The organism is Streptomyces bottropensis ATCC 25435 (genome assembly GCF_000383595.1).
In the GTDB taxonomy this organism is placed as follows: domain Bacteria; phylum Actinomycetota; class Actinomycetes; order Streptomycetales; family Streptomycetaceae; genus Streptomyces; species Streptomyces bottropensis.
Window position 1 is genome coordinate 6,440,755 of record NZ_KB911581.1, and the last position, 22,989, is coordinate 6,463,743.

At 71.4% G+C, this 22,989-nt stretch carries 17 protein-coding genes; 4 read left to right on the plus strand and 13 right to left on the minus strand.

Annotation, left to right across the window (positions count from 1 at the left end):
* Positions 1-17 precede the first annotated feature (17 nt).
* The 12 genes from tpiA to STRBO_RS0128790 all read right to left on the minus strand — a co-directional run bounded on the left by tpiA (position 18) and on the right by STRBO_RS0128790 (position 18,439).
* Complete coding sequence (gene tpiA / locus STRBO_RS0128735) at positions 18-806, minus strand: triose-phosphate isomerase (RefSeq protein ID WP_020115210.1); 789 nt, start codon at positions 804-806, stop codon at positions 18-20.
* A gap of 6 nt (positions 807-812) precedes the next feature.
* Positions 813-2,024, minus strand: a complete 1,212-nt coding sequence (locus STRBO_RS0128740; protein WP_005477939.1) for a phosphoglycerate kinase — start codon at positions 2,022-2,024, stop codon at positions 813-815.
* A gap of 135 nt (positions 2,025-2,159) precedes the next feature.
* On the minus strand, positions 2,160-3,170 hold the full coding sequence (gap, locus tag STRBO_RS0128745; protein ID WP_005477940.1) for a type I glyceraldehyde-3-phosphate dehydrogenase: 1,011 nt from the start codon (positions 3,168-3,170) through the stop codon (positions 2,160-2,162).
* Between the two features lie 269 nt (positions 3,171-3,439).
* Positions 3,440-6,394: a M14 family metallopeptidase gene (locus STRBO_RS0128750; RefSeq protein WP_005477941.1), complete on the minus strand. Its 2,955-nt coding sequence runs from the start codon at positions 6,392-6,394 to the stop codon at positions 3,440-3,442.
* 179 nt (positions 6,395-6,573) lie between these two features.
* Positions 6,574-7,563, minus strand: a complete 990-nt coding sequence (gene whiA / locus STRBO_RS0128755) for a DNA-binding protein WhiA (RefSeq protein WP_005477942.1) — start codon at positions 7,561-7,563, stop codon at positions 6,574-6,576.
* Positions 7,554-8,624 carry a gluconeogenesis factor YvcK family protein gene (locus tag STRBO_RS0128760; RefSeq protein WP_005477943.1) on the minus strand — a complete coding sequence of 357 codons (1,071 nt, stop codon included), beginning with the start codon at positions 8,622-8,624 and terminating at the stop codon, positions 7,554-7,556. Before STRBO_RS0128760 ends, whiA begins: the two co-directional genes overlap by 10 nt.
* Complete coding sequence (gene rapZ / locus STRBO_RS0128765; protein WP_005477944.1) at positions 8,621-9,691, minus strand: RNase adapter RapZ; 1,071 nt, start codon at positions 9,689-9,691, stop codon at positions 8,621-8,623. Before rapZ ends, STRBO_RS0128760 begins: the two co-directional genes overlap by 4 nt.
* Complete coding sequence (uvrC, locus tag STRBO_RS0128770; protein ID WP_005477945.1) at positions 9,688-11,772, minus strand: excinuclease ABC subunit UvrC; 2,085 nt, start codon at positions 11,770-11,772, stop codon at positions 9,688-9,690. Before uvrC ends, rapZ begins: the two co-directional genes overlap by 4 nt.
* Positions 11,773-11,856: 84 nt before the next feature.
* Positions 11,857-12,528 carry a response regulator transcription factor gene (locus STRBO_RS0128775; protein ID WP_020115213.1) on the minus strand — a complete coding sequence of 224 codons (672 nt, stop codon included), beginning with the start codon at positions 12,526-12,528 and terminating at the stop codon, positions 11,857-11,859.
* Positions 12,529-12,863: 335 nt separating this feature from the next.
* The gene (locus tag STRBO_RS0128780; RefSeq protein ID WP_005477947.1) at positions 12,864-15,557 is read right to left on the minus strand and encodes a PAS domain S-box protein; all 2,694 of its coding nucleotides are present in this window, start codon (positions 15,555-15,557) and stop codon (positions 12,864-12,866) included.
* A gap of 129 nt (positions 15,558-15,686) precedes the next feature.
* Positions 15,687-17,048: an ABC transporter substrate-binding protein gene (locus STRBO_RS0128785; protein WP_020115215.1), complete on the minus strand. Its 1,362-nt coding sequence runs from the start codon at positions 17,046-17,048 to the stop codon at positions 15,687-15,689.
* Positions 17,045-18,439, minus strand: coding sequence for an ABC transporter substrate-binding protein (locus tag STRBO_RS0128790; RefSeq protein ID WP_005477951.1), 1,395 nt, complete (start codon positions 18,437-18,439; stop codon positions 17,045-17,047). Before STRBO_RS0128790 ends, STRBO_RS0128785 begins: the two co-directional genes overlap by 4 nt.
* A 203-nt stretch (positions 18,440-18,642) precedes the next feature.
* Between STRBO_RS0128790 and STRBO_RS0128795 the strand changes: the two genes are divergently transcribed.
* From STRBO_RS0128795 to STRBO_RS0128805, 3 genes are all read left to right on the plus strand, one after another.
* The gene (locus STRBO_RS0128795; RefSeq protein ID WP_005477953.1) at positions 18,643-19,017 is read left to right on the plus strand and encodes a response regulator; all 375 of its coding nucleotides are present in this window, start codon (positions 18,643-18,645) and stop codon (positions 19,015-19,017) included.
* Between the two features lie 308 nt (positions 19,018-19,325).
* Positions 19,326-20,291, plus strand: a complete 966-nt coding sequence (locus STRBO_RS0128800) for a hypothetical protein (protein WP_005477955.1) — start codon at positions 19,326-19,328, stop codon at positions 20,289-20,291.
* Between the two features lie 102 nt (positions 20,292-20,393).
* Positions 20,394-21,305 carry a carbohydrate kinase family protein gene (locus STRBO_RS0128805; RefSeq protein WP_005477957.1) on the plus strand — a complete coding sequence of 304 codons (912 nt, stop codon included), beginning with the start codon at positions 20,394-20,396 and terminating at the stop codon, positions 21,303-21,305.
* Positions 21,306-21,398: 93 nt separating this feature from the next.
* On the opposite strand, the gene STRBO_RS0128810 is transcribed toward STRBO_RS0128805, so the two are convergent.
* On the minus strand, positions 21,399-22,253 hold the full coding sequence (locus STRBO_RS0128810; protein WP_005477959.1) for a helix-turn-helix domain-containing protein: 855 nt from the start codon (positions 22,251-22,253) through the stop codon (positions 21,399-21,401).
* Between the two features lie 100 nt (positions 22,254-22,353).
* Here STRBO_RS0128810 and STRBO_RS0128815 point away from each other — a divergent pair, with 100 nt between their 5' ends.
* Positions 22,354-22,926 (plus strand): YceI family protein, encoded by a 573-nt coding sequence (locus tag STRBO_RS0128815; protein WP_005477961.1) that lies wholly within the window; start codon positions 22,354-22,356, stop codon positions 22,924-22,926.
* The last annotated feature ends 63 nt before the right edge of the window (positions 22,927-22,989 follow it).

The following is a 22,989-nucleotide window of genomic DNA, read 5'->3' on the forward strand; positions in this document are numbered from 1 at the left end:
ACGCCGTCAGGGCCTACTCACTGGTCGCGGAAGCGCACGATCTTGACGAACTCGTCCGCGTCCAGGGAGGCACCGCCGACGAGGGCGCCGTCGATGTCGGCCTGCGCCATGATCTCGGCGACGTTGCCGGCCTTGACCGAACCGCCGTACTGGATGCGGATCCTGTCGGCGATCTCCTGGGAGTACAGCTCGGCGAGCTTGCCGCGGATGGCCGCGCAGACCTCCTGCGCGTCCTCGGCGCCGCAGACCTTGCCGGTGCCGATGGCCCAGACGGGCTCGTAGGCGACCACGACGGTCTCGGCCTGCTCGGCGGGGACGTCCTTGAGACCGCCCTCGACCTGGGCGAGCGTGTGGGAGACGTGGTTGCCCGCCTCGCGGACCTCCAGCTCCTCCCCGACGCACAGGATCGGGGTCAGGCCGTGCTTGTAGGCGGCCTTGACCTTGGCGTTGACGATCTCGTCGGTCTCGTCGTGGTACTGGCGGCGCTCGGAGTGGCCGATCGCCACGAACGTGCACTTGAGCTTGGCCAGCATCGGCCCGGAGATCTCTCCGGTGTAGGCACCTGAGTCGTGGGCCGAGAGGTCCTGGGCGCCGTACTTGATCTTGAGCTTGTCGCCGTCGACCAGGGTCTGGACCGAGCGCAGGTCGGTGAAGGGCGGCAGGACCGCGACCTCACAGGCCTCGTAGTCCTTGTCGGCGAGGGCGAAGGCGAGCTTCTGGACGTGCGCGATGGCCTCGAGGTGGTTGAGGTTCATCTTCCAGTTGCCCGCCATGAGGGGCAGGCGGCTCTGTTCCGTAGCGGTCATCGAGGGTCAGTCCTCCAGTGCGGCGAGCCCGGGGAGCGTCTTGCCCTCGAGGTATTCGAGGGAGGCGCCACCACCGGTCGAGATGTGGCCGAATGCGTTCTCGTCGAAGCCGAGGATGCGCACGGCCGCGGCGGAGTCTCCGCCGCCGACGACCGTGAAGGCCTCGGAGTCGAGGAGTGCCTGGGCGACCGCCTTGGTGCCCTCGGCGAAATCGGGGTGTTCGAAGACGCCCATGGGGCCGTTCCAGAAGACGGTGGCGGCGTCGGCGATCTTCGAGGCGTACAGCTTGTTCGACTCCGGGCCGATGTCCAGGCCCATCCGGTCGGTCGGCATGGCGTCCGCGGCGACCGCGGTGGCGTCGGCCGGGGCCTTGCTCTTCAGGTCCGGGAATCCGGGCGCGACGACGGCGTCGACGGGCAGGACCAGTTCGACACCGGTCCGCTCCGCGCGCTCCACGTACTCCTTGACGGCGTCGAGCTGGTCCTCCTGGAGGAGGGAGCTGCCGATCTCGTGGCCCTGGGCCTTGAGGAAGGTGTACGCCATGCCGCCGCCGATGAGGATGCGGTCGGCCTTGCCGAGCAACTGGTCGATGACGGCCAGCTTGTCGGAGACCTTGGCGCCGCCAAGCGCGACCACGTAGGGGCGCTGGACGTCGTCGGTGAGCTTCTTCAGGACGCCGACCTCGGTGGCGATGAGGTATCCGGCGTAGTACGGCAGGCGGGCCGGCAGGTCGAAGACCGAGGCGTGCTTCCTGTGCACCGCGCCGAAGCCGTCGCCGACGTAGACGTCGGCGAGGGCGGCCAGCTGGTCGGCGAAGGCGGCGCGCTCGGCGTCGTCCTTGCTCGTCTCGCCGGCGTTGAAGCGCAGGTTCTCCACGACGGCGACCTGGCCGTCGCCCAGGCCCGCGACGGTGGCCGTGGCGGACTCGCCGACGGTGTCCGTCGCGAACGCCACGTCGGCGCCCAGGAGTTCACCGAGGCGGGCGGCGGCCGGGGCGAGGGAGAAGGCCGGGTCCGGGGCGCCCTTGGGGCGGCCCAGGTGCGAGGCGACGACGACCCGCGCGCCCGCCTCGGCCAGTGCCTTGACGGTGGGCAGCACGGCGCGGATGCGGCCGTCGTCGGTGATGGTCGTGCCGTCCAGCGGCACGTTGAGGTCGGCGCGGACGAAGACCCGCTTGCCGGCGACCGGCCCGGCGAGGAGTTCGTCGATCGTCTTCATGAAAGAGGGCTCCCGGGGAGGACGTGTGGTGCTCGTGATCGTAGGAGGGCCGCTGTGTACGTGGGTCGGGGCCCGGGCGGCGCGTCCCTGCGCCGCACGGGCCCCGACGTCACACGAAGGTGCCTGCTCTGTCGGTCAGAGCTGCTCGCCGACGAAGACCGTGAGGTCGACGAGGCGGTTGGAGTAGCCCCACTCGTTGTCGTACCAGCCGAGGATCTTCACCGTGTTGCCCTCCTGGACCATGGTCAGGGAGGAGTCGAAGGTGCAGGAGGCCGGGTCGCTGACGATGTCCGAGGAGACGATCTCGTCCTCGGTGTAGGCCAGGTAGCCCTTGAGGTCGCCGTCCTCGGAGGCCTTCTTGAACGCGGCGTTGACCTCGTCCTTGGTGACCTCGCGCTGCAGCGTGACGACCAGGTCGGTGGCCGAGCCGGTCGGGACCGGGACGCGCATCGCGATGCCGTCGAGCTTGCCCTTGAGCTGCGGGAGGACCAGCGCGGTGGCCTTCGCGGCACCGGTGGTGGTCGGGATGATGTTCTCGGCGGCGGCGCGGGCGCGGCGCAGGTCCGAGTGCGGGAAGTCCAGGATGCGCTGGTCGTTGGTGTACGCGTGGACCGTCGTCATCAGACCCTTGACGATGCCGAAGTTCTCGTCGAGGACCTTGGCCATCGGCGCCACACAGTTGGTGGTGCAGGAGGCGTTGGAGATGACGTGGTGGTTGGCCGCGTCGTACTTGTCCTGGTTGACGCCCATCACGATGGTGATGTCCTCGTCCTTGGCCGGAGCCGAGATGAGGACCTTCTTGGCGCCGCCGGCGAGGTGCTTCGCGGCGTCGGCCTTCTTCGTGAAGATGCCGGTGGACTCGATCACGATGTCGACGCCCAGCTCACCCCACGGGATGTCGGCGGGGTTGCGCTCGGAGAGGACCTTGATGGTGTGGCCGTCCACGGTGATCGTGTCGGCGGTGTGCGACACCTCGGCCTTGAGACGGCCCAGGATGGTGTCGTACTTCAGGAGGTGTGCGGTGGTCGCGGTGTCACCCAGGTCGTTGACAGCCACGATCTCGATGTCAGCACCCTGCTCCAGCAGCGCGCGGAAGTAGTTACGACCGATGCGGCCAAAGCCGTTGATGCCTACGCGGATCGTCACGAACCGATCTCCTCGTTGGTACGCCGGCTCAGTGCCGGCGAGCTGTATGGGATGTCCCCGACCGCCTACGACCCTACCTCCCCCGGGCCCGTCGAGTGACATCGAGATGCCCTATACATGCCGGTGCGGTCCGTACTCGCCAGTAGGGGTACGGACCGCCCTGGTTTTGCAAGGCGATTACCTTTTGAGCGGCCCTCCGATCATCTGATTCCAGACGTCCGCAGGGCCGCTCACGAGGCCTTCTTCCAGCCGTTCGGCGCAGTCGGCGCTCAGTTCTTCAGAGCAGCCAGCGCCTTGCCGAGCAGTGCCTTGCGGTCGGCGGCCGCGGGGACCTGCTCCAGACCGAAGCCCAGCAGCACGGTGTCGCCCGTGGTGACCGCGCCGTAGGTCTTGAACAGTTCACCCGACAGGCCCCAGTCCTTCACCACGGCCGGGCTGCCCGCGGGCGGACCGGGAGTGCTCCAGGCACCGAGCGACGTCTCGAAGCCCTCGACCGCGCCGGCCGTGCCGCCGATGACGACGGTGGCGTTGTCGGCCAGGACGCCACGACCGCCGGAACCGGGGTCGGTGACGTAGCTGAGCGACACCTCGACCTTCTTCCCGGCGTACGCGGACAGGTCGAACTCGACCTTCTGCCAGCCGTCCGAGGCCCCGGTGAAGCTGTTCCAGGAGCCGCTGGTGCCGGTGGGCGTGCAGCCGCCGGAGCCCAGGGTCAGGTACCGCTTCAGCGCCGGGTGGCCCTGGATGAAGTACCCGGCCTCGCACTCGACGGGCACGGCGGTGGAGGTGGCGCCGCCGGCCTCCGGCAGCGTCGTCCAGTCGTCCGCCCCCACCGTGTGCGCCTCCAGCAGGGCGTGGTCGTAGCCCTCCTCGGTGCTCCACAGCAGCTGGCTGCGCAGGGCGGGCCTGTCGGCCGCGCTCACCGAGGTGAGGTCGATGGTGCGGGTGAGACGGTTCCACGCGTAGTCGGTGTGCGTGGCGGCCGCCATGGACGCGCCCTCGTACGGGCCGTACGGGTTGACGGTCCCGGGGTACTGGCCCGCTCCCGCGCTCTTGAACTGCGGGAACGTCTCCACGGGCAGGGCGTCGGAGGTGACCCCGAAGGAACCGGCCGTGTTCAGCGGGTTCCCGGGCGCGTCGCCGAGCTTGCCACTGAAGCCGCCGAGCTTGCCGAGGCCCGCGAAGGCGGTGGCGTTGGGCAGTGAGGTGCGGCTGTAGGCGCCCAGGTAGTACTGGCTGAAGTCGTTCGACAGGGTGCCGTCGCCGAGGTCGACGGAACCGCCGGCGCTCTCGCCCGCCTCGATCAGCTTGCCGCCCTCGTTGAGGTAGGCGCGCAGGGCGAGCTGGGTGGCGACGCCCGGACGGACGGCGCCCGTATAGTGCACGACGGTCTTGAAGTGCTCCAGTACGCCGAGCGCGTCGGGAGCGCCCTGGGTCGCGACATCCCAGACGAGCGCCCTCTTGTTGTTGGCCTTCAGGGCGTCGACGTAGGCCTGCGTCTGGGTCGCGGTCGCGCCCTCCTCGGCGACGACGAGGATGTCGCCCTTGGGGCGTTCGGCCACGGTGTAGGTGAAGCGCTCGCTCTTGGTGGGCTTGCCGCTCTTGGTCTCACCGGTGAACCAGACCTCGACCTTGTCGCCGGGCTCGCCCTCGCGCACCCTGGCCCGGTACTCGTCGAACCAGAGGTTGTCCTCACCGCCGAAGGTCTCCCCGCCCTTCCAGGGCTTGAGCCTCTCCTGGTACGTGGCGCCGCGGCCGTTGACCCGGTAGTTCAGCTCCTTGTCGCTCACGGACCTGCGGGCGACGACGGAGACCTCCTGCTTCTTGCCGCGCGAGTACGACGTGCCGAACGTCGCCGGGGTGAAGTCGGGGGCGTCGACGCCGACCGAGGACTTCGGCCGGTCGGGCGTGGCGGCGGACTCGGCGACGGAGAGCGCGAACGGGATGTTCTTCGCGAACTCCTGCTGGATCAGCTTCTCGTCGTCCGGGAACGTGAAGACGGAGGCGCAGTCCTCGGGCTTCCAGGCGTCGTTCGGGTCGATGTTCGACGCCGTCTGGCAGGTCGACATCTCGGGGGTGAACATCGCCGTGCCGTTGACGTTGGCCGCGTGGCCGTCCGCCTCACCGTTGGTGGTGTACAGCTCGGAGGAGAGCTGGGGGTGGTAGCCGGGGACCGCGGGGTTGTCCGGGGTACCGGCCAGCGACTTGTAGAGCACGTCGTCCGGGCTGGGCGTGGCCACCTGCCAGCCGACCCCGTAGAGGATGAGTTCGGCGGCCGAGTGGTAGTTGATGCCGTACTCGAAGCCGATGCGCTTCTCGAAGGCGTCCAGGGCCTTGGTCTCGGGCTCCGAGCCCGGGCCGCCGCCGCGGTAGGTCTCGCTGGTGGGGAACGGGGACGAGCCCTCGTTGTCGTAGCCCCACTTGTAGGCGAAGTTGCGGTTGAGGTCGACGCCGTCGCCGACGGTGATGGCGTTGTCGCCGTTGACGTCCCGCAGGTTCTTGCGCCACTGGCGGTTGGCGGCGTCGCGGTGGGTGAAGTCGTAGCCGTCCGGGTTGGCGGAGATCACGAACCACAGCTCGGTGGAGTCGACGATCTTCTTGATCCGCTTGTCCGTCTTGTAGTTGTCCAGGTAGTGGTGCATCAGGCGCCGGGTCATCTCCGGCGTGATCCACTCGCGCGCGTGCTGGTTGGACATGTACAGCACGGACGGCTTGGCACCGTCCTTGGTCTTCTTCGCGTCCTTGGTCAGCTTCACGGCGAGGATGTCCTGGCCCTGGAGGGACGTGCCGAGGGAGACCACCTTGGTCAGGGACGGGTTCTCCTGACCCGTCCGCAGGATCTCCTCCTTGATGTTCCCGGCTCCGCTGTAGGGGCGGTAGACCCCGTCGGCGGCGGCGTCCACACGCGCCTCCGCCTTACGCGTGAGCTGGTGCTCCTTCAGCTTGACGCCCTGCTCCTCCAGGGCGTCCGCCTGTTTGTCGGTGAGGTAGACCTCGACCGACGCGGTGCCCTTCTCGGGTGCCTGCTCGCTGAGTTCGTGACCGTCCTGCCCGGCGGCGAGCAGCAGCGGTATCTGCTTCTTCGTCACCTCGGCCCGGAAGACTTTGACTTCGTCGGTGTCGGAGCCGTCGTTCTCGGCGGCCTGGGCCAGCGGCGCGAGTCCCGCGCCACCGCCCAGCAGGAGTGCGCCGGCGGCGAGGATCGATCTCGCTCTTCGTCTCATGAGCCCCCCTTGCATTGTTCGCCCCAGTAGCGAACAGACGCCAGGCTCATGTCAGATCTGGGCCAAGTCAAGGAGGCGACACAGGCCAATCACGGAATTCACGCGGAAAGCAGAAAGCCGGTGCCGACATGCACAAGTGGCCGTCGGCACCGGCGAGTTGAGCCTCCCCCGATGATCTGTCACCCCACCAGGTTTTCGGCCATCTCCTCGGTGATGCTGGCCTCGGTGCCCGGGATGCCGAGGTCCGACGCGCGCTTGTCGGCCATGGCCAGCAGACGGCGGATCCGGCCCGCGACGGCGTCCTTGGTGAGCGGCGGGTCGGCGAGCGCGCCCAGCTCCTCCAGGGAGGCCTGCTTGTGCTCCATGCGCAGCCGCCCCGCGGCCGCGAGGTGCTCGGGGACGTCGTCGGCGAGGATCTCCAGGGCACGGCCCACGCGGGCGCCGGCGGCGACGGCGGCACGGGCCGAGCGGCGCAGGTTGGCATCGTCGAAGTTGGCGAGCCGGTTCGCCGTGGCCCGGACCTCGCGACGCATCCGCCGCTCCTCCCACGCCAGCACGGACTCGTGGGCGCCGAGGCGGGTCAGGAGCGCGCCGATCGCGTCCCCGTCCCGGACGACCACCCGGTCCACGCCCCGTACCTCGCGGGCCTTCGCCGCGATCGACAGCCGGCGGGCGGCGCCGACCAGCGCGAGCGCCGCCTCCGGGCCCGGGCAGGTCACCTCCAGGGAGGACGAGCGGCCGGGCTCGGTGAGCGAGCCGTGGGCCAGGAAGGCGCCGCGCCAGGCCGCCTCGGCGTCACAGGTGGCCCCGGAGACGACCTGCGGGGGAAGGCCCCGGATGGGGCGGCCGCGGCCGTCCACCAGACCGGTCTGCCGGGCCAGCTGGTCGCCGCCCGCCACCACGCGTACGACATAGCGCGAGCCTCTGCGCAGGCCGCCGGGCGCCATCACGATCAGTTCGGAGCTGTGGCCGAAGATCTCCAGGATGTCCCGCTTGAGTCTGCGGGCCGCCATCGCGGTGTCCAGCTCCGCCTCGATCACGATGCGTCCGCTCACCAGGTGCAGCCCGCCCGCGAACCGCAGGATCGCCGAGACCTCCGCCTTTCTGCAGCAGGTCCGGGTGACGGGTAGCCGGGAGATCTCGTCCTTCACCGCTGCCGTCATCGCCATGGGCCGATCCTTCCATGCATCCGAAAAATACGGTCGTACGCGGCGGCCAACAGCTCCGGGTCGTGCCGCGGAGATCCGTCGGGCCGGGCCACCGGCGCCAGCTCGACCGCGGCGCCGAACCGTTTGGCGGCGTCGGTCAGGGAGTCGCGGTCGGGCACGGCGGCCTCGTCGGCCAGCACCACGTCCAGGGCGAGTTTAGGGGCGTGTCGTGCCAAAACCTCCAAATGACGCTGCGGGGAGAAGCCATCGGTTTCTCCCGGCTGCGGTGCGAGGTTCAGCGACAGCACGAGCCGGGCCTTGGTCTCGGTGAGCGCGTCGAGCAGCTCGGGCACGAGCAGGTGCGGGATCACCGAGGAGAACCAGGAGCCGGGACCGAGGACCACCCAGTCGGCGTCGCGGACCGCCGCGACGGCCTCGGGCACGGCGGGCGGGTCGTGCGGCACGACGTGCACGGACTGCACCTCACCGGGGGTGAGTGCGACGGTCGCCTGCCCCCGGACCGTCTCGACGTCGTCCGGGCGCGCCGGATCGTGCCCCTTGACCAGGGCCTGGAGCTCCAGCGGTACGGCCGACATGGGCAGCACCCGGCCCTGGGCACCCAGCAGCCTGCCCACCAGGTCGAGGGCCTGGACATGGTCGCCGAGCTGTTCCCACAGGGCGACGATCAGCAGGTTGCCGACCGCGTGTTCGTGCAGGTCGCCCTGGGACTGGAAGCGGTGCTGGATGACACGGGCCCAGGTCTGGCCCCAGTCGTCGTCGCCGCACAGCGCGGCCAGCGCCTTGCGCAGGTCGCCGGGCGGCAGGACGCCCAGCTCGTCCCGCAGGCGTCCGCTGGAGCCGCCGTCGTCGGCGACGGTGACCACGGCGGTGAGGTCGCCGGTGATCCGGCGCAGGGCGGCGAGCGAGGCGGACAGGCCCATGCCGCCGCCGAGCGCGACGACCTTGGGCTGGGCTCCCCGGCGGCGCGGCTTGGCCCCGCGCGCCTCGGCGGGCTGGCCCGCGCGGCCCTCGGGGGTGACGCGGCGCAGTCTGCCCAACCGCAGAGCAGCACGTCCGGTCACTCGCGCCCCATGTCCCGGTGCACGACGACGGTTTCGACGCCCTGGGAGGCGAGGCGGGCGGCGAGCTTCTCGGAGGTGGCGACCGAGCGGTGCTTGCCGCCGGTGCAGCCGACCGCGATGGTCACGTACCGCTTGCCCTCGCGGCGGTAGCCGGCGGCGATCATCTGCAGCAGCTCGGTGTAGCGGTCGAGGAACTCCTTGGCGCCGGGCTGGTTGAAGACGTACGCGGAGACCTCCTCGTTCAGACCGGTGAACGGGCGCAGCTCCGGGACCCAGTGCGGGTTGGGCAGGAAGCGCATGTCCACGACCAGGTCGGCGTCGACCGGGAGGCCGTACTTGAAGCCGAAGGACATGACGGTGGCCCGCAGCTCGGGCTCCTCGTCGCCGGCGAACTGGGCGTCCATCTTGGCGCGCAGCTCGTGCACGTTCAGGCTGGAGGTGTCGATGACCAGGTCGGCGTCGCCGCGCAGCTCGCGCAGCAGTTCCCGCTCGGCGGCGATGCCGTCGGTGATGCGGCCGTCGCCCTGGAGGGGGTGCGGGCGGCGGACCGACTCGAAGCGGCGCACGAGGGCGTCGTCGGAGGACTCCAGGAAGACGATGCGCCGGGTGACGTGCTTGGTCTCCAGGTCCGCGAGGGAGTCGCGGAGGTTGTCGAAGAAGCGGCGGCCGCGGACGTCGACGACGACCGCGATCCGGGCCACGTTCCCCTGGGAGCGGGCGCCGAGTTCCACCATGGTGGGGATCAGCGCGGGTGGCAGGTTGTCGACGACGAACCAGCCGAGGTCCTCCAGACACTTGGCGGCCGTGGACCGTCCGGCGCCGGACATGCCGGAGATGATGACCAGCTCGGGGATGGCCGCCTCGGGGACCCCGGCTGTTTCGATGCCCGTACTCACGTGTGCTCCGTCTTCCTGTGGCGCTGGGTGCTGCGGGGTTGCGTCGCCCACCGCGCTGTGGGCCTCCCCGCGCTCCGCCGTGTGCTCGTGGTGCTGCTCTTCCGGACGCTCCGGGCGCCCCGGGAGTTCTGTGGGCTCCGGGAGTTCCGGTCGTTCGTCGTGCTCGGTCATGTCTCCTGCCCTCGCCGCCGGTCCGGGGCGCCCGCGGCCACGGGCTCCCCAGAGGGGTCCGCCGTCGTACCGGGCTCCTCCTCATCCATGATCTCTCCAGTGGCCGTGTTCACGGCGGGCGCGGCCGGAGCCGCCTCGGCGAGGGCCACGGCGATGGTCTCGGCCGTCTTGCGGCCTATGCCGGGGACCTCGCAGATCTGGTCGATCGTCGCGGAGCGCAGCTTCTTCAGCGAACCGAAGTGTTTCAGCAGGGCCTGCTTGCGAGCGTCCCCGAGGCCGGGCACGTCGTCCAAGGGGCTCGCCCGGAAACGCTTGGCGCGTTTGGCGCGCTGGTAGGTGATGGCGAAGCGGTGGGCCTCGTCGCGGACCCGCTGCAGGAGGTAGAGGCCCTCGCTGCTGCGGGGCAGGACCACCGGGTCGTCCTCGCCGGGCACCCAGACCTCCTCCAGGCGCTTGGCGAGGCCGCAGACGGCGATGTCGTCGATGCCCAGCTCGTCGAGCGCCCGCCGGGCGGCGGCGACCTGCGGCTGCCCGCCGTCGACGACGACGAGCTGGGGCGGGTAGGCGAACCGCTTGGGGCGGCCGTCCTCCTCGGTGAAGGCGTTCGGGTCGATGCCCGCGTTCTCGTCCTCCTCGACCCACTCGCCCGTCTTCTCCTTCTCCGCGAGGTAGCGCCGGAAGCGACGGGCGATGACCTCGTGCATGGAGCGGACGTCGTCCTGGCCCTCGCCGTGCCAGACCTGCGTGTCCCCGACCCGGCCCTTGATCTGGAAGCGGCGGTACTCGCTCTTGCGGGCCAGTCCGTCCTCGAAGACGACCATGGAGGCCACGACGTCGTCGCCCTGGAGGTGGGAGATGTCGTAGCACTCGATCCGCAGGGGGGCGCTGTCCAGGTCGAGGGCCTCGGCGATCTCCTCCAGCGCGCGGGAGCGGGTCGTGAGGTCGGAGGCCCGCTTGGTCTTGTGCAGGACGAGCGACTGCTGGGCGTTGCGTGCCACGGTCTCCATGAGCGCCTTCTTGTCGCCGCGCTGCGGGATGCGCAGGGAGACGCCCGCCCCGCGGCGGCCGGTGAGCCACTCCTGGACGGGTCCGACGGGGTCGGGCAGCGCCGGGACCAGGACCTCCTTGGGCACGGAGTCGCCGGTCTCCTCGCCGTAGAGCTGCTGGAGCGCGTGTTCGACGAGGTCACCGGTGGTGACGGCCTCGACCTTGTCGGTGACCCAGCCGCGCTGTCCGCGCACCCGTCCGCCGCGTACGTGGAAGATCTGGACGGCCGCCTCCAGCTCGTCCTCGGCGACCGCGATCAGGTCGGCGTCGGTCGCGTCGGCGAGCACGACCGCGTTCTTCTCCATGGCCTTCTTCAGGGCCTCGATGTCGTCACGCAGCCGGGCGGCCCGCTCGTACTCCATGTCCTCGGCCGCGTCCGTCATCCGCTTCTCCAGACGGCGGATGTACGTGCCGGTGCGCCCCGCCATGAAGTCGCTGAACTCGTCGGCCAGTTCGCGGTGGTCCTCGGCGGAGATCCGCTCGACGCAGGGCGCCGAGCACTTGCCGATGTAACCGAGCAGACAGGGCCGGCCGGTGCGGGCCGCGTTCTTGAACACCCCGGCCGAGCAGGTGCGTACGGGGAAGACGCGCAGCAGCAGGTCGACCGTGTCCCGGATCGCCCACGCGTGCGCGTACGGCCCGAAGTACCGCACGCCCTTCTTCTTGTGCCCGCGCATCACCTGCACGCGCGGGTACTGCTCGTTCATCGTGACCGCGAGGTACGGATAGCTCTTGTCGTCGCGGTACTTGACGTTGAACCGGGGGTCGAACTCCTTGATCCAGGAGTACTCCAGCTGCAGCGCCTCGACCTCCGTGGACACGACGGTCCACTCCACGGAGGCGGCCGTGGTGACCATCGTGCGGGTGCGCGGGTGGAGGCCGGTCAGGTCCTGGAAGTAATTGGCCAGGCGCTGACGCAGGCTCTTCGCCTTCCCGACGTAGATCACCCGGCGGTGCTCGTCACGGAACTTGTACACCCCGGGAGAGTCCGGGATCTGCCCCGGGCTGGGGCGGTAGCTGGAGGGATCGGCCATGCTCCACACCCTACTGGCGGGGAGTGACAACCCGGGGGCCCTGTGGACGGAGCGCAGCGGCCGGACGGCACCGCGCCCCGGGCTCTAACGCGTCTCCAGGAAGGTCAGTACCGCCAGGACCCGCCGGTGGTCGTCCGGCTCCTCGGGCAGCCGCAGTTTCCCGAGGATGCTGCGCACATGCTTCTCCACGGTCCCCTCGGTCACCCACAGCCGACGGCCGATGCCCGAGTTGGACCGCCCCTCCGCCATCAGGCCGAGGACCTCCCGCTCACGATTGCTGAGCATCGACAGCGGATCGTCACGGCGCTGCGCGGCCACCAGCTCCTGCACCAGTGAGGGGTCGACCACCGACCCGCCCCGGCGGATGCGGTCGAGGGTCTCCAGGAACTCGTCCACGACCGTGATCCGGCTCTTGAGCAGATACCCGATGCTGCGCCCGCCGGCCAGCAGCTCCAGGGCGTCCTCGACCTCGACGAACGCCGACAGCACCAGGATCCCGACCGACGGATACCGCTCCCGGATGGTGCCGGCGGCCTTCAGTCCCTCCGTGGACTGCGTCGGCGGCATCCGGATGTCGACGATCGCGATGTCCGGCAGCTCCGTCTCGACGAGGTCCATGAGCCCGTCGGCGTCGCCCGCCTGGCCCGCCACCTCGTAGCCGACGCGCTCGCACAGGCTCGCCAGCCCCTCCCGCAGCAGCACGTCGTCGTCCGCGAGCACCACCCGTCCGCGCACCGGATGCTGATCGGCCTCCATGGTCTCGGTCTCCCCCTTGCCCGACCTGTCCCGTTCGTCTCGACAGCCTGCCTGAACACGGGTCTTACGGCTAGCCGGAAGCCTAGTTGGGGGAGGGCCGTGAAGACACCTGAACGTCTGTCCGCCATGCTCGTAGATGTGCGGCCGCGGGTGGACCGGCACCTCCGACGGGAGACGGCGAGCCATCCCGCCCTGCCCCGGGACCGGACGGCCGTCTCCGCCGTCCGATTCGGCCGCCCGGAACGTACGCCCGTACCGAGTCCCGAACTCCCCCCTTGAACGGGCCTCACCGCGTACGCTTCGGGCGGTCACACACCTCACGCAGGTCACTCACGTCACACACGCGGCTGGACGACCGCCGCGTCCTCCTCCTGCGGCGGCGTCAGCGGCAGACGCACGCTCAGCGTCGTCCCGCTGCCGGGCGGGCTGGCGACCGTCAACCGGCCGCCGATCGCCTCCACCCGGTCGATGAGCCCGATCAGCCCCGACCCCTTGTCGGGCTCCGCCCCCCCGTCGCCGTCGTCGCGGATGACCAGTTCCAGCACGCCCGAGCGCTCCTCGGCCACCACGGTCACCACGTTCGCGCGCGCGTGCTTGACGGTGTTGGTGAGGCTCTCGGAGATGACGTAGTAGGCGGCCACCTCGACCTGTTCCGGGAAGCGGGCCTTGCCGAAGGCGAGGTCGAGTTCCACGGGCACGGCGCAGCGGCGGGCCAGGGCGCGCAGAGCGGGGCCCAGGCCACCCCTGGAGAGGACGGAGGGGTGGATGCCCCGGGCCACCTGCAGCAGCTCCTGGAAGGTGTCGTCGAGGCCCCTGGCCAGCTGGTCAAGCCGCCGGGCCAGTTCCGAGGAGGGGTCCTCCACCAGGGTCTCGGCCATCCTCAGTTCCAGTTGCAGGGAGACCAGGCGCTGCTGGACGCCGTCGTGCAGGTCGCGTTCGATGCGCCGCCGGGAGGCGTCCCCGGCGGCGACCACGCGCGCGCGGGAGGCGGCCAGCTGGGCGCGGCTGTCGGCGTTGGCGATCGCGGTGGCGATCAGTTCGGTGAAGTCGGCGAGCCGGGACTCGGTGCCCCCGGGCAACGGGTCGAGGAGCGAGGCGGCCACGACGACCCCCCACAGGCAGCCCTCGACGACGATGGGGGCGCCCACACAGGTGCCCGAGCGGGCGGCGCTCCGGGTGCGGGCCACCTCGTCGATGGTCCTCCGGGCCGCCTCATGGCGGGTCGTACGCACGATCTCGGCGGCCTCGTCCCCGCGCGCGTGCGCGATCCCGAGGACCTTGACGCTGCCGTCGGGCTCGTGGCGCAGGACGGCCGCCGCCGTGCCCAGCAGGGACGCCACCTCCTCGGCGACCTTCCCGAACACGTCGGCCGGCGGTACGCCGCGCGCGACCGCGGTGGCGACCCGGCGCAGCGCGGCCTGTTCGAGCGCGGCCCGGCGGCTCTCGGTGACGTCGCGGGCGGCCGCGTAGATGAGGCCCTCCTCCGGGACCGGCCGGGCGCTCCACTGCAGCCAGCGTTCGGTGCCGTCGGCGCGGACGTACCGGTTCTCGAACTCGGCGACCTCGGTGCCGCTCGCCAGCAGCGCGATGGTCTCGCGGGTCTTGTCCCGGTCCTCCTCGTGGACGAAGTCGAGCAGGGGCCGGGAGGTCAGCGTCTCGATCGGGTAGCCCAGGGTGCGTTCGAACGCCGGGTTGACGCGCTTGAAGTAGCCGTCGACGCCGCTGATGCAGAGCAGGTCCATGGAGAGGTTGAAGATGCTCTCCAGTTCCTGTTCGGCTCGTCTGCGGCGGCCGTGGGCGGCGGCGAAGGACGCCATGGTGCCGTTCATGCCGCCCAGCAGCTGGGCCCAGGTGCCGTCGAAGGAGTCGACGTCGGCCCGGTGGCAGAGCCGGCCCGCGTCGATCGCGGTGTTCATGGCCCGGATCTCGCCGGCCAGCCGTCCGCTGGTCACCCGCAGCTCGCGGAACGTGTCGGCGACGTCCCCGAGTTCGTCGCGTCCGGTGTAGTGGATGTCGTACGAGAGGTCGCCCTCCGACAGGGCGCGGGCGCCCTCGGAGACCTCGCCGAGAGGGCGGGTGATCGAGCGGCGCAGGGCCAGCGCGAGCAGGGTGACGAAGGTCAGGACGGCGAGGGAGATGCCCAGTTCGGTCAGGGCCTGGGCCCGTATGGCGCGCAGATCGCGGTGGGCGGTGTCGTCGAGTTCGCGGGCGGCGCGGTCCTGGATGCCGCGCAGGGCGTCGACGTAGCGCGCGGAGTCGTCGAGCCAGCTGTCGTACGAGGGCCAGTCGGCGGGTCGGGGGTCGGTGTCGGCGGCGAGCAGGTCGCGGACCGTGCGGACCTCGCGTCCGGGGGCCTGGAAGATCACGGTGTGCAGTTCGGCGTTCAGTCCGTCCGAGGCGGTCAGCCGAAACCTTCTGAGCTGCGACTTCTCCAGTTCGGTCCAGCGGCCGGCGGCGGCGGTGGTGCGCCGCTCGCCGGGTGTGTGGAAGAGGATGGCGAGTTCCGCGCGTTCGCTCTCGGTGGCGGCGACGGCCCGCAGCATCGCCATGTGGGCGTCGGCCGCGCGGCCCGCGGCCCGGGTGGGGCGCCCGGCTTCGAGGCCGGCGACCGTGTCGAGCACCTTGTTCTGGATCACCTCGTACCGCTGGGTGAGGGTCCGGGCGTCCAGCGAGCCGGTACCGGTCTGGACCCGCAGGGCGTGCAGTTGGCGGCGTACGGAGTCGAGGACCCCGGCGACGTCGGACCCCACCTGCCGGTCCACGGCTTCCCCGAAGGCGTGCCGCAGGGCGTCGTCGGTGACCCGCTGGGCCTGCGTCCGGGCGCGCAGGGTGTCCGGCCGGGCATCCAGCCGGGCCTCGACCGCGGCGATCCGCTCACGGGCGACGGCGCCTCCGACCTCGCTGGTCGTGAACGAGACCTCGATCGCGGTGTCGAAGTCGCGCAGGGTCCGCGCCTCCTGCCACTGGGTCATGGCGGTGAACGCCGTGAAGGACAGCAGGACGGTGACCGGCAGCAGGACGAGCAGCATCAGCTTGGGGCCGACGCGCAGCCGCGCCAGGAACGGGACGCGGCTCGCGCCCGTGGCGGGCCGGCGGACCTCGGTGGGGCGCGGGGCGGGGGTACGTCCGTGGGACGGCGGGCGGAGCACGGCCGGGCCTCACGGTCCGGTCGGGGGGTAGTGCCCGTGGTCCGCCAGATCCTGGTCGACGGCCCGCACCGCCTCGTCCAGCGCGGGCCGCACGGCCCCTCCCCCCATGATCTTCGCGAAGGCGTGGGAGAAGGCCTCGGTGATCGCCGGATAGGCGGGGGTCTGCGGCCGGGGACGTGCGGCCCCGGCGCGCAGTTGTTCTATGTAGAGGCGTGCGCGGCCGCCCTCGGCGAAGGCGTCGGTCCGCTCGATCGCGGTTCCGGTGGCGGGAATCCCCCCGTTGGCCTCGGTCATCCGCAGGATCTCCTCGGGGCGCAGCAGGAAGTCCAGGAACCGCCACACGGCGTCGCCGTCCGCCGTGCCCGCGGGGATGCCCCACTGCCAGGAGCCCATGCCGGTGGCGCTTCCCGTGCCGAAGTCGGGCAGCGGCACGATCGCCACGTCGCCCGGGTGGGCCTCGGTGTAGCGCCCGTACGACCAGTGGCCGGCCCAGGACACCGGGGTTCTGCCCTTCTGGAAGGCCTCGAAGTCCTTGTTCGCGTCCACGTAGCCCGTCTTCACCCAGCCCTGCAGCGTGGTCAGTGCCTGGACCGACCGCGGCCCGTTGAGCACACCGTCGGCCGTTCGATAGGTGGAGCGGTCGATGAGGTCGCCGCCCGCCGACCACAGCACCGGTGCGAAGCCGTACGTGCCCCACTCGGTGTCGGCCCACTGCAGCTGGAGGTCCAGCGGCCGCTCGTGGCCGTGAGCGCGCAGCTTCTTCAGGATGCCGGTGAACTCGTCGGCGGTCCAGGCGTCGCCGACGCCCCGCGGGATGCGTACGCCCGCCTTCTTCAGCTCCGACGGCCGTACGTACAGCCCGAGTCCGGAGTCGAACGTGCCGAGCCCCCACAGCCTGCCGCGATAGGTGCCCTGTTCGAGGACGGACGGCAACAGGTCGGCGCGCAGGGACTTCGGGACGCAGGAGTCGATCGGCCGGAGGTCGCCGGCCCAGGCGTGGCTGAACAGTTTCGGGGCGTCGAAGTCGAGCAGGTCCGGCAGTTCGCCGTCGGCGGCCGCCTTGCGGACCAGTTCGTCGTGGTCGCCCTTCGGATGGTGGACGAGCCGGACGGTCACGTCGTCCTGGGCGGTGTTGAAGGCTTTCACCTGGGCGCGCAGGGCCTCCAGTTCGCCGCGTGCCGACGGCCGGTGGTACCACATGGTGATCTGCGCGGGGGCGTCGATCCGCCCGTCGCAGGTCGCGTCGGAGGCACGCCGGGGGTCCTCGTCGCCGTCCCCGCCCGCCTCGCAGCCCGCGAGCAGCAGGGCCATGCAGAGCAGGAGCGCCGCCGGGCGGGGCGTGCTGCGCCGGGGTCCGGCGGCTCGGGTCATGGTCCGCTCTTGGGGTATCCGTCGTGGGCCGCGAGGTCCTGGTCGATGCTCTCGACCGCCTTGTCCAGCGTCTTCTGGACGGGCGCTCCGGAGAAGACGATGTCGGCGACCGCGTGCGAGAACGCGACGGTGACCGCCGGGTACGCCGGTGTCTGCGGCCGCGGCCGGGCGGCGCCGCTGCGCAGCTGCTCGATGAACAGCCGCTCCGCGCCGCCCTCGTCGTACAGCGGGGACAGCTTCACGCCCCCTTCCGTCGCGGGGATCGCGCCGTTGGCCTCGCTCATCCTCGCCACCTGCTCGGGCCGCAGCAGATACTCCAGGAAACGCCACACCGCGTCGCCGTCGGCGCCCCCCGAGGGGATGCCCCACTGCCAGGAGCCCATGCCGGTGACGGTACCCGTGCCGAAGTCGGGCAGCGGCACGATCGCCACGTCGCCCGGGTACGCCTTGCTGAACTCGCCGTACTTCCAGTGCCCCATCCAGGAGATGGGGCTGCGGCCCTTCACGAACGCGCTCCTGTCCTTCTTCTCGTCCCTGTCGACATAGCCCTGCTTCACCCAGCTCTGCATGGTGGTGAGTGCCTGGACGGCCTCGGGGCCGTTGAGGAATCCGTCGGCCGTGCGGAACTCCTCGGGGTCGATGAGGTCGCCGCCCGCCGACCGCACGGCCGGTGCGAAGGCGTAGGTGTTCCACTCGTCCGCGGTGCGGGAGTCGGTGAAGTTCAGGTCGAGCGGCGCCTCGTAGCCCTGTGCGCGCAGTTTGCGCAGGATCCGCGTCAGCTCGTCGGCGGTCCAGGCGTCGTCGACGCCCTTCGGGACGCGCACGCCCGCCTTCCTGAGCACCGACGGCCGTACGTACAGGCCGAGTCCGGAGTCGAACGTGCCGACGCCCCACAACCGGTCGTCGTACGTGCCCTGTTCGCGGATGGAGGGAAGCAGGTCCTTGCGGGTCCTCGCGGGTACGCAGGAGTCGATCGGCTTGAGGGTGCCGGACCAGGCGTAGCTGTAGAGGTTCGGGCCGTCGAAGTCGAGCAGGTCGGGCAGGTCGCCGCTGGCCGCCGCGGACAGGACGAGTTCGTTGTACGGGCGCTGCTCGGGCAGGGTGACCAGTTCGACCCGCACCTGCCGCTGGGACCTGTTGAACTCCTTGACCTGGCTCTTGAGCGTGCTCTGTTCTCCGCTCTGCCCGGCGTGGAACCACATCGTGATGTGGGCGGTGCCCTCGATCCGTCCGTCGCAGGTCGTGTCGGCCGCCGCCTTGCCCTCCTCGTCCACCCGGCCGTCGCCGTCGCCGCCGCTGCATCCGGCGAGGAGCAGGACGGCCGCCGCCGAACCCGACAACAGGGCACGGCGGACGGGACGTTCTCCGAGGTCCCGGCGCTGTTTCTGCATCGCACACCCCCACTTGACCGGAGGGTACGGCCCCCAGGGCAGCGACATGCTACTCCTCGTGTCGCGCCCGATTCCCTGGGTGAGAGTGAACCCGTCGTTCCGGCACAGGACGTGGGCACATTCCACCGGAGGGTGCGCGGCGGGGCCCACTCTTTCCCGCTAGCCGGAATGTGCGTCCATGACCGCCTTGCGAGGCTGTGCGCATGTCCACGCGCTGTCTCCTCGTCGATGACAGCGCCCGGTTCCTGGAGGCTGCCCGTACGCTGCTGGAGCGCGACGGGATCCGCGTCGTCGGTGTGGCCCGCACAGGCGCGGAGGCGCTGGCACGGGCCCTGGAACTGGCCCCTGATCTCGTCCTGCTGGACATCGACCTCGACGGCGAGAGCGGTCTGGAGCTCGCCCCGAGGCTCGCGCGCACCGCCGCGTCCGTCATCATCCTCACCTCCACGCACCCGCTGGACGACTTCGAGGAACTCGTCGCCGCCAGCCCCGCCCGGGGTTTTCTGCACAAGTCGAAGCTCTCGGGGCGGGCGCTACGGGACCTGCTGGGGCCTGATCAGGGGCCCCTGGCGCGTTGAGGATCTTGCCGTCGGTGTCCGGCCATGTGACGCATCAGGTGTTGTCGGGACCTGGTCAACACGCTTCAATGCGGAGGAACTCGGGGCAAGGAGCCCTCCCTACGGATGCGCGGACGGACGGACGCGTGGACGGAGGTGCGGACAGAGGCAGCGGTACGCACGGGGGTTCGGACGGGGGTTCGGACGGACGGTCGCCGACGGCCGCGGGGTGGGGGCGGGGCCCGGGGCCCCGAGAATCCACTGGGCCCCCTCGGCCCGCGTGGTCCGACCACTACTCGTCGCGCTCTCTTCAACAGAAAGGTCTCTGCATGCGGCACGCCACAGAGCACGCGGACGTCGCGACGGTCACGGACGCCGCCACGGCGGAGTTGGAGTCGGTCCTGCGGGGCGGCCCCTTCCATGTCGCGCTGCGCGCCGCGATCGCCGCCCGCGGCCTGCCGCTGCAGCGCGTGCAGCACCACCTCTCGCGCTACGGGGTCAAGGTCGGTGTCACCAGTCTCAGCTACTGGCAGCAGGGCGCCCGGCGCCCCCAGCGTCCCGAGTCGCTGCGGGCCGTGCGAGCCCTGGAGGAGATCCTCCAGCTGCCGGACGAGTCCCTGATCCGGCTGCTCGCCCGGGCCGACGACCACCCCGGCCCGGAGCGCCCCGCCGGCCGTTCGTACCGCTCGGTCGTGGAGGCCTCCGACGTCCTGGAGCGCCTCCTCGGCGAACTGCGGGTGCCGCTCGACGGCGGTGTCCATACCGTCGGCCACCACGAGCGGGTCCGCGTCGGCGCGGGCCGGGAGCTGCTGGGCCGCGAGTCCCAGCACATCGTGCGCGCCCACAAGGACGGCGTGGACCGCTATGTGGCCGTCCATCACGGCGACCCGGGCTGCGCGCCGGAGCGGATGGCCGTCCGTGCCCTGGAGAACTGCCGCAGCGGCAGGGTGCGCTGGGACCGGGAGACCGGCGTCCTCGTCGCCGAACTCCTCTTCGACACCTGGCTGCGCAGCGGTGACACGTACCTCTTCCGCTACGGCTTCGACGACGGCACGGCCGGTGAGTGCACCGAGTACGTCCGTGGCTTCCGCTCCACGGGCGGCCAGTACGCCCTCCAGGTCCGCTTCGACGAACGGGCCCTGCCCCTGCGCTGCCACCGCTTCAGCCAGCACTCCGCCGCGGCCCCCCGCAGCGGCCGGCAGATCCTTCCTCTGAGCGGCCCGCACCGCTCGGTCCACCTCGTCGAGCCACGGGTGCGGACGGGGGTCGTGGGCATCGGCTGGGACTGGGAGTGACGGCCGGGAGGCACGGGGCCCGCGCCGGGACGACCGTCCGTCATGGTGCGCACGCCTTTGCGATACTTTCCGGCCGACAGTCCCCGAGAAAGGATCCGCCTCGTGATCGTCGTCGCCGGTGAAGCCCTGATCGACCTGGTTCCGCAGGGTGCGGGCGCGCTCGTGGATCTGCGTCCGGCGCGCGGCGGCGGCCCCTACAACACGGCCGTGGCGCTCGGCCGTCTCGGCTCCCCCACCGCCTTCTGCTCACGGGTGTCCCACGACGCCTACGGCGAGACCCTGCTGGACGGCCTGCGCGACGCGGGCGTGGAGGTGGCGTCCGTGCAGCGTGGGCCCGAACCGACGACCCTCGCCCTGGCCTCGATCGGCGAGGACGGCTCCGCCCGGTACTCCTTCTACGTCGAGGGCAGCGCCGACCGCCTGTTCGAGACCCCCGACCGGCTGCCCCCGGGCACCCGGGCCGTCTCCTTCGGGACCTGCTCTCTCGTCCTCGAACCCGGCGCGAGCGCCTACGAGAAGCTGCTCCACACCACCGCCGCCCGGGGTGTGTTCACCGCCCTCGACCCCAACATCCGGGCGGGGCTGATTCCCGACGCGGACGCCTACCGGGCCCGCTTCCGGAGCTGGCTGCCCTCGGTGTCGCTGCTCAAGCTCTCCGAGGAGGACGCGCGGTGGCTGGGCGGCACCCCCCGCCAGTGGCTGGACTCCGGGCCCGCCGCGGTCGTGGTCACCCGCGGCGGTGACGGCCTGACCGTCCGCACCCGCGCCGGCGCGGAACACTCCGTACCCGGCGAGAAGGTCGACGTCGTGGACACCATCGGGGCCGGCGACACGGTCAACGCGGCCCTCCTCCACGGCCTGTCGACGCGGGACGCCCTCTCCGCTGGGGGCCTCTCCGCCCTCGGCGCCGACGAGTGGACCCGCTTGCTCCGCTTCGCCGCCCGCGCGGCGGCGATCACCTGCTCCCGGGCGGGCGCCGAGCCGCCGTACGCGGCGGAGGTGGGCGAGGTCTAGGACCCTTCGCGCGGGGTGTCCTGTCCGGGCCGCTCGGCGTTTTCGCCCGCGGTGCCCGGCACGGTGCCCGCGGGCCCTGGAATGTTCGCGTGGTCAGCCGCCGACCGCGCGCAGCGCACCCGGCTCACGGCTGTCGAGGAGGCCGAGGGCGGTGGCCGTGGCCTTGTCGGCCGGGAGGTGGACCATGAGGCGCTGCCCGTCGTCCGGCAGCGCGAGCGTCTCGTACGCCAGGCGCAGCCGTCCCGCCTGCGGATGCTCGACGAGATCCGTGCCGTTGCGCATCGGCATGGCCGGTACGCCCTTCAGCCGCAGGGTGAACCTGGCTCCCGCGGTGACCGTCAACTCGTCGGTCAGGGCGGCCACATACGGGTCGTGGGGCGGGGCCTCGTGGCGCAGATGGGCGACCTGTTCGTCGGCGAGCCGCTCCCAGCCCGGATACACCGCGCGGGCCCGCTCGTCGGTGAACAGATACCGCGTGACGTTGGGCGGGTCCCCGTCGAGCAGACCGAGCGGGCGGGCGAAGCGCTCGTAGCCGGAGGTGTGGGCCACGATGTCGCCGAGCCAGTTGAGGAGCACGGCCGGGGTGGGCTCCAGCCGGTCGAGGAGGGCTCGGACGGTGGGGCGCACGGTCCGGGCCGGCGGAGCGGCCGCCGGGCGGACCGTCCTGTCGTCGCCGCTCCCCCCGGCCAGTCGGCGCAGCAGTACCCGGTCCGGCACGGACAGGCACAGCGCGTCCGCGAGGGCGCCGAGCACTTGAGAGGTGGGGGTGTGGTCGCGGCCCTGTTCCAGCCGGGTGAGGTACTCGACGCCGATCCCGGCGAGGGTGGCCAGCTCGGCGCGGCGCAGGCCGGGTGCGTGGCGGCGGAGACCGGTGGGCAGTCCCGCCTCGGCCGGGGTCATGGCCTCGCGGCGGCTGCGCAGGAAGGCGGCCAACTCGTTGTCGCTCACCCGTCGAACGTACAGGGTGTGCCGCTGCCGAGGGGTGCCCTCGCCCCACCACCCCCGACCGGACCGCCCGCCCGGGTGCGAAACGGCGGATGGTGGAGGCATGACGCATGACGACGCTCCGCGCCGGCCCACCGCCGGCGCTCTGCCCCTGCCCCCCGGCGACTGGGAACTCGACCCGCTCCACTCGGCCGTGCGCTTCACGGTCCGGCACCTCGGGATCGCCAAGGTGCGAGGCCGGTTCGAGCGGTTCACGGCCGAGCTGCACATCGGCGTGACGGCCGACGACGTGCGGGTGGGCGCGGAGATCGCCCTCGCCTCCCTCGACACCGGGAACGCCGACCGTGACGCGCGCACACGCTCGGCGGACCTGCTCGATGTCGAGAGGCGTCCGACGATGACCTTCCGCTCGACGGGAGTGCGCGGGGCGGGCGAGAGGTGGTCGATGGAAGGGGACCTGACCATCGGGGACGTGACCCGTCCGTTGAGGCTCGCCGTCCGGTTCGGCGGGCTCGTGGACCCACCCGGCGACGGGCGCAGGCGCGCCGGGTTCGAGGCGACGGGTGAGATCCGGCGCGGCGACTACGGGCTGGACTTCGGGGCCGGGCTTCTCGGTGATGTTGTCAAGGTGCGACTGGACATGCGGTTCGTCGAGCCCGAGGCGCGGGAGGGCTGACTGGCCACAGGACCAGGGCAGTTGAGAGAAGAACGAGCGGTGGCCCGCGGGGAGTTCCCGCGG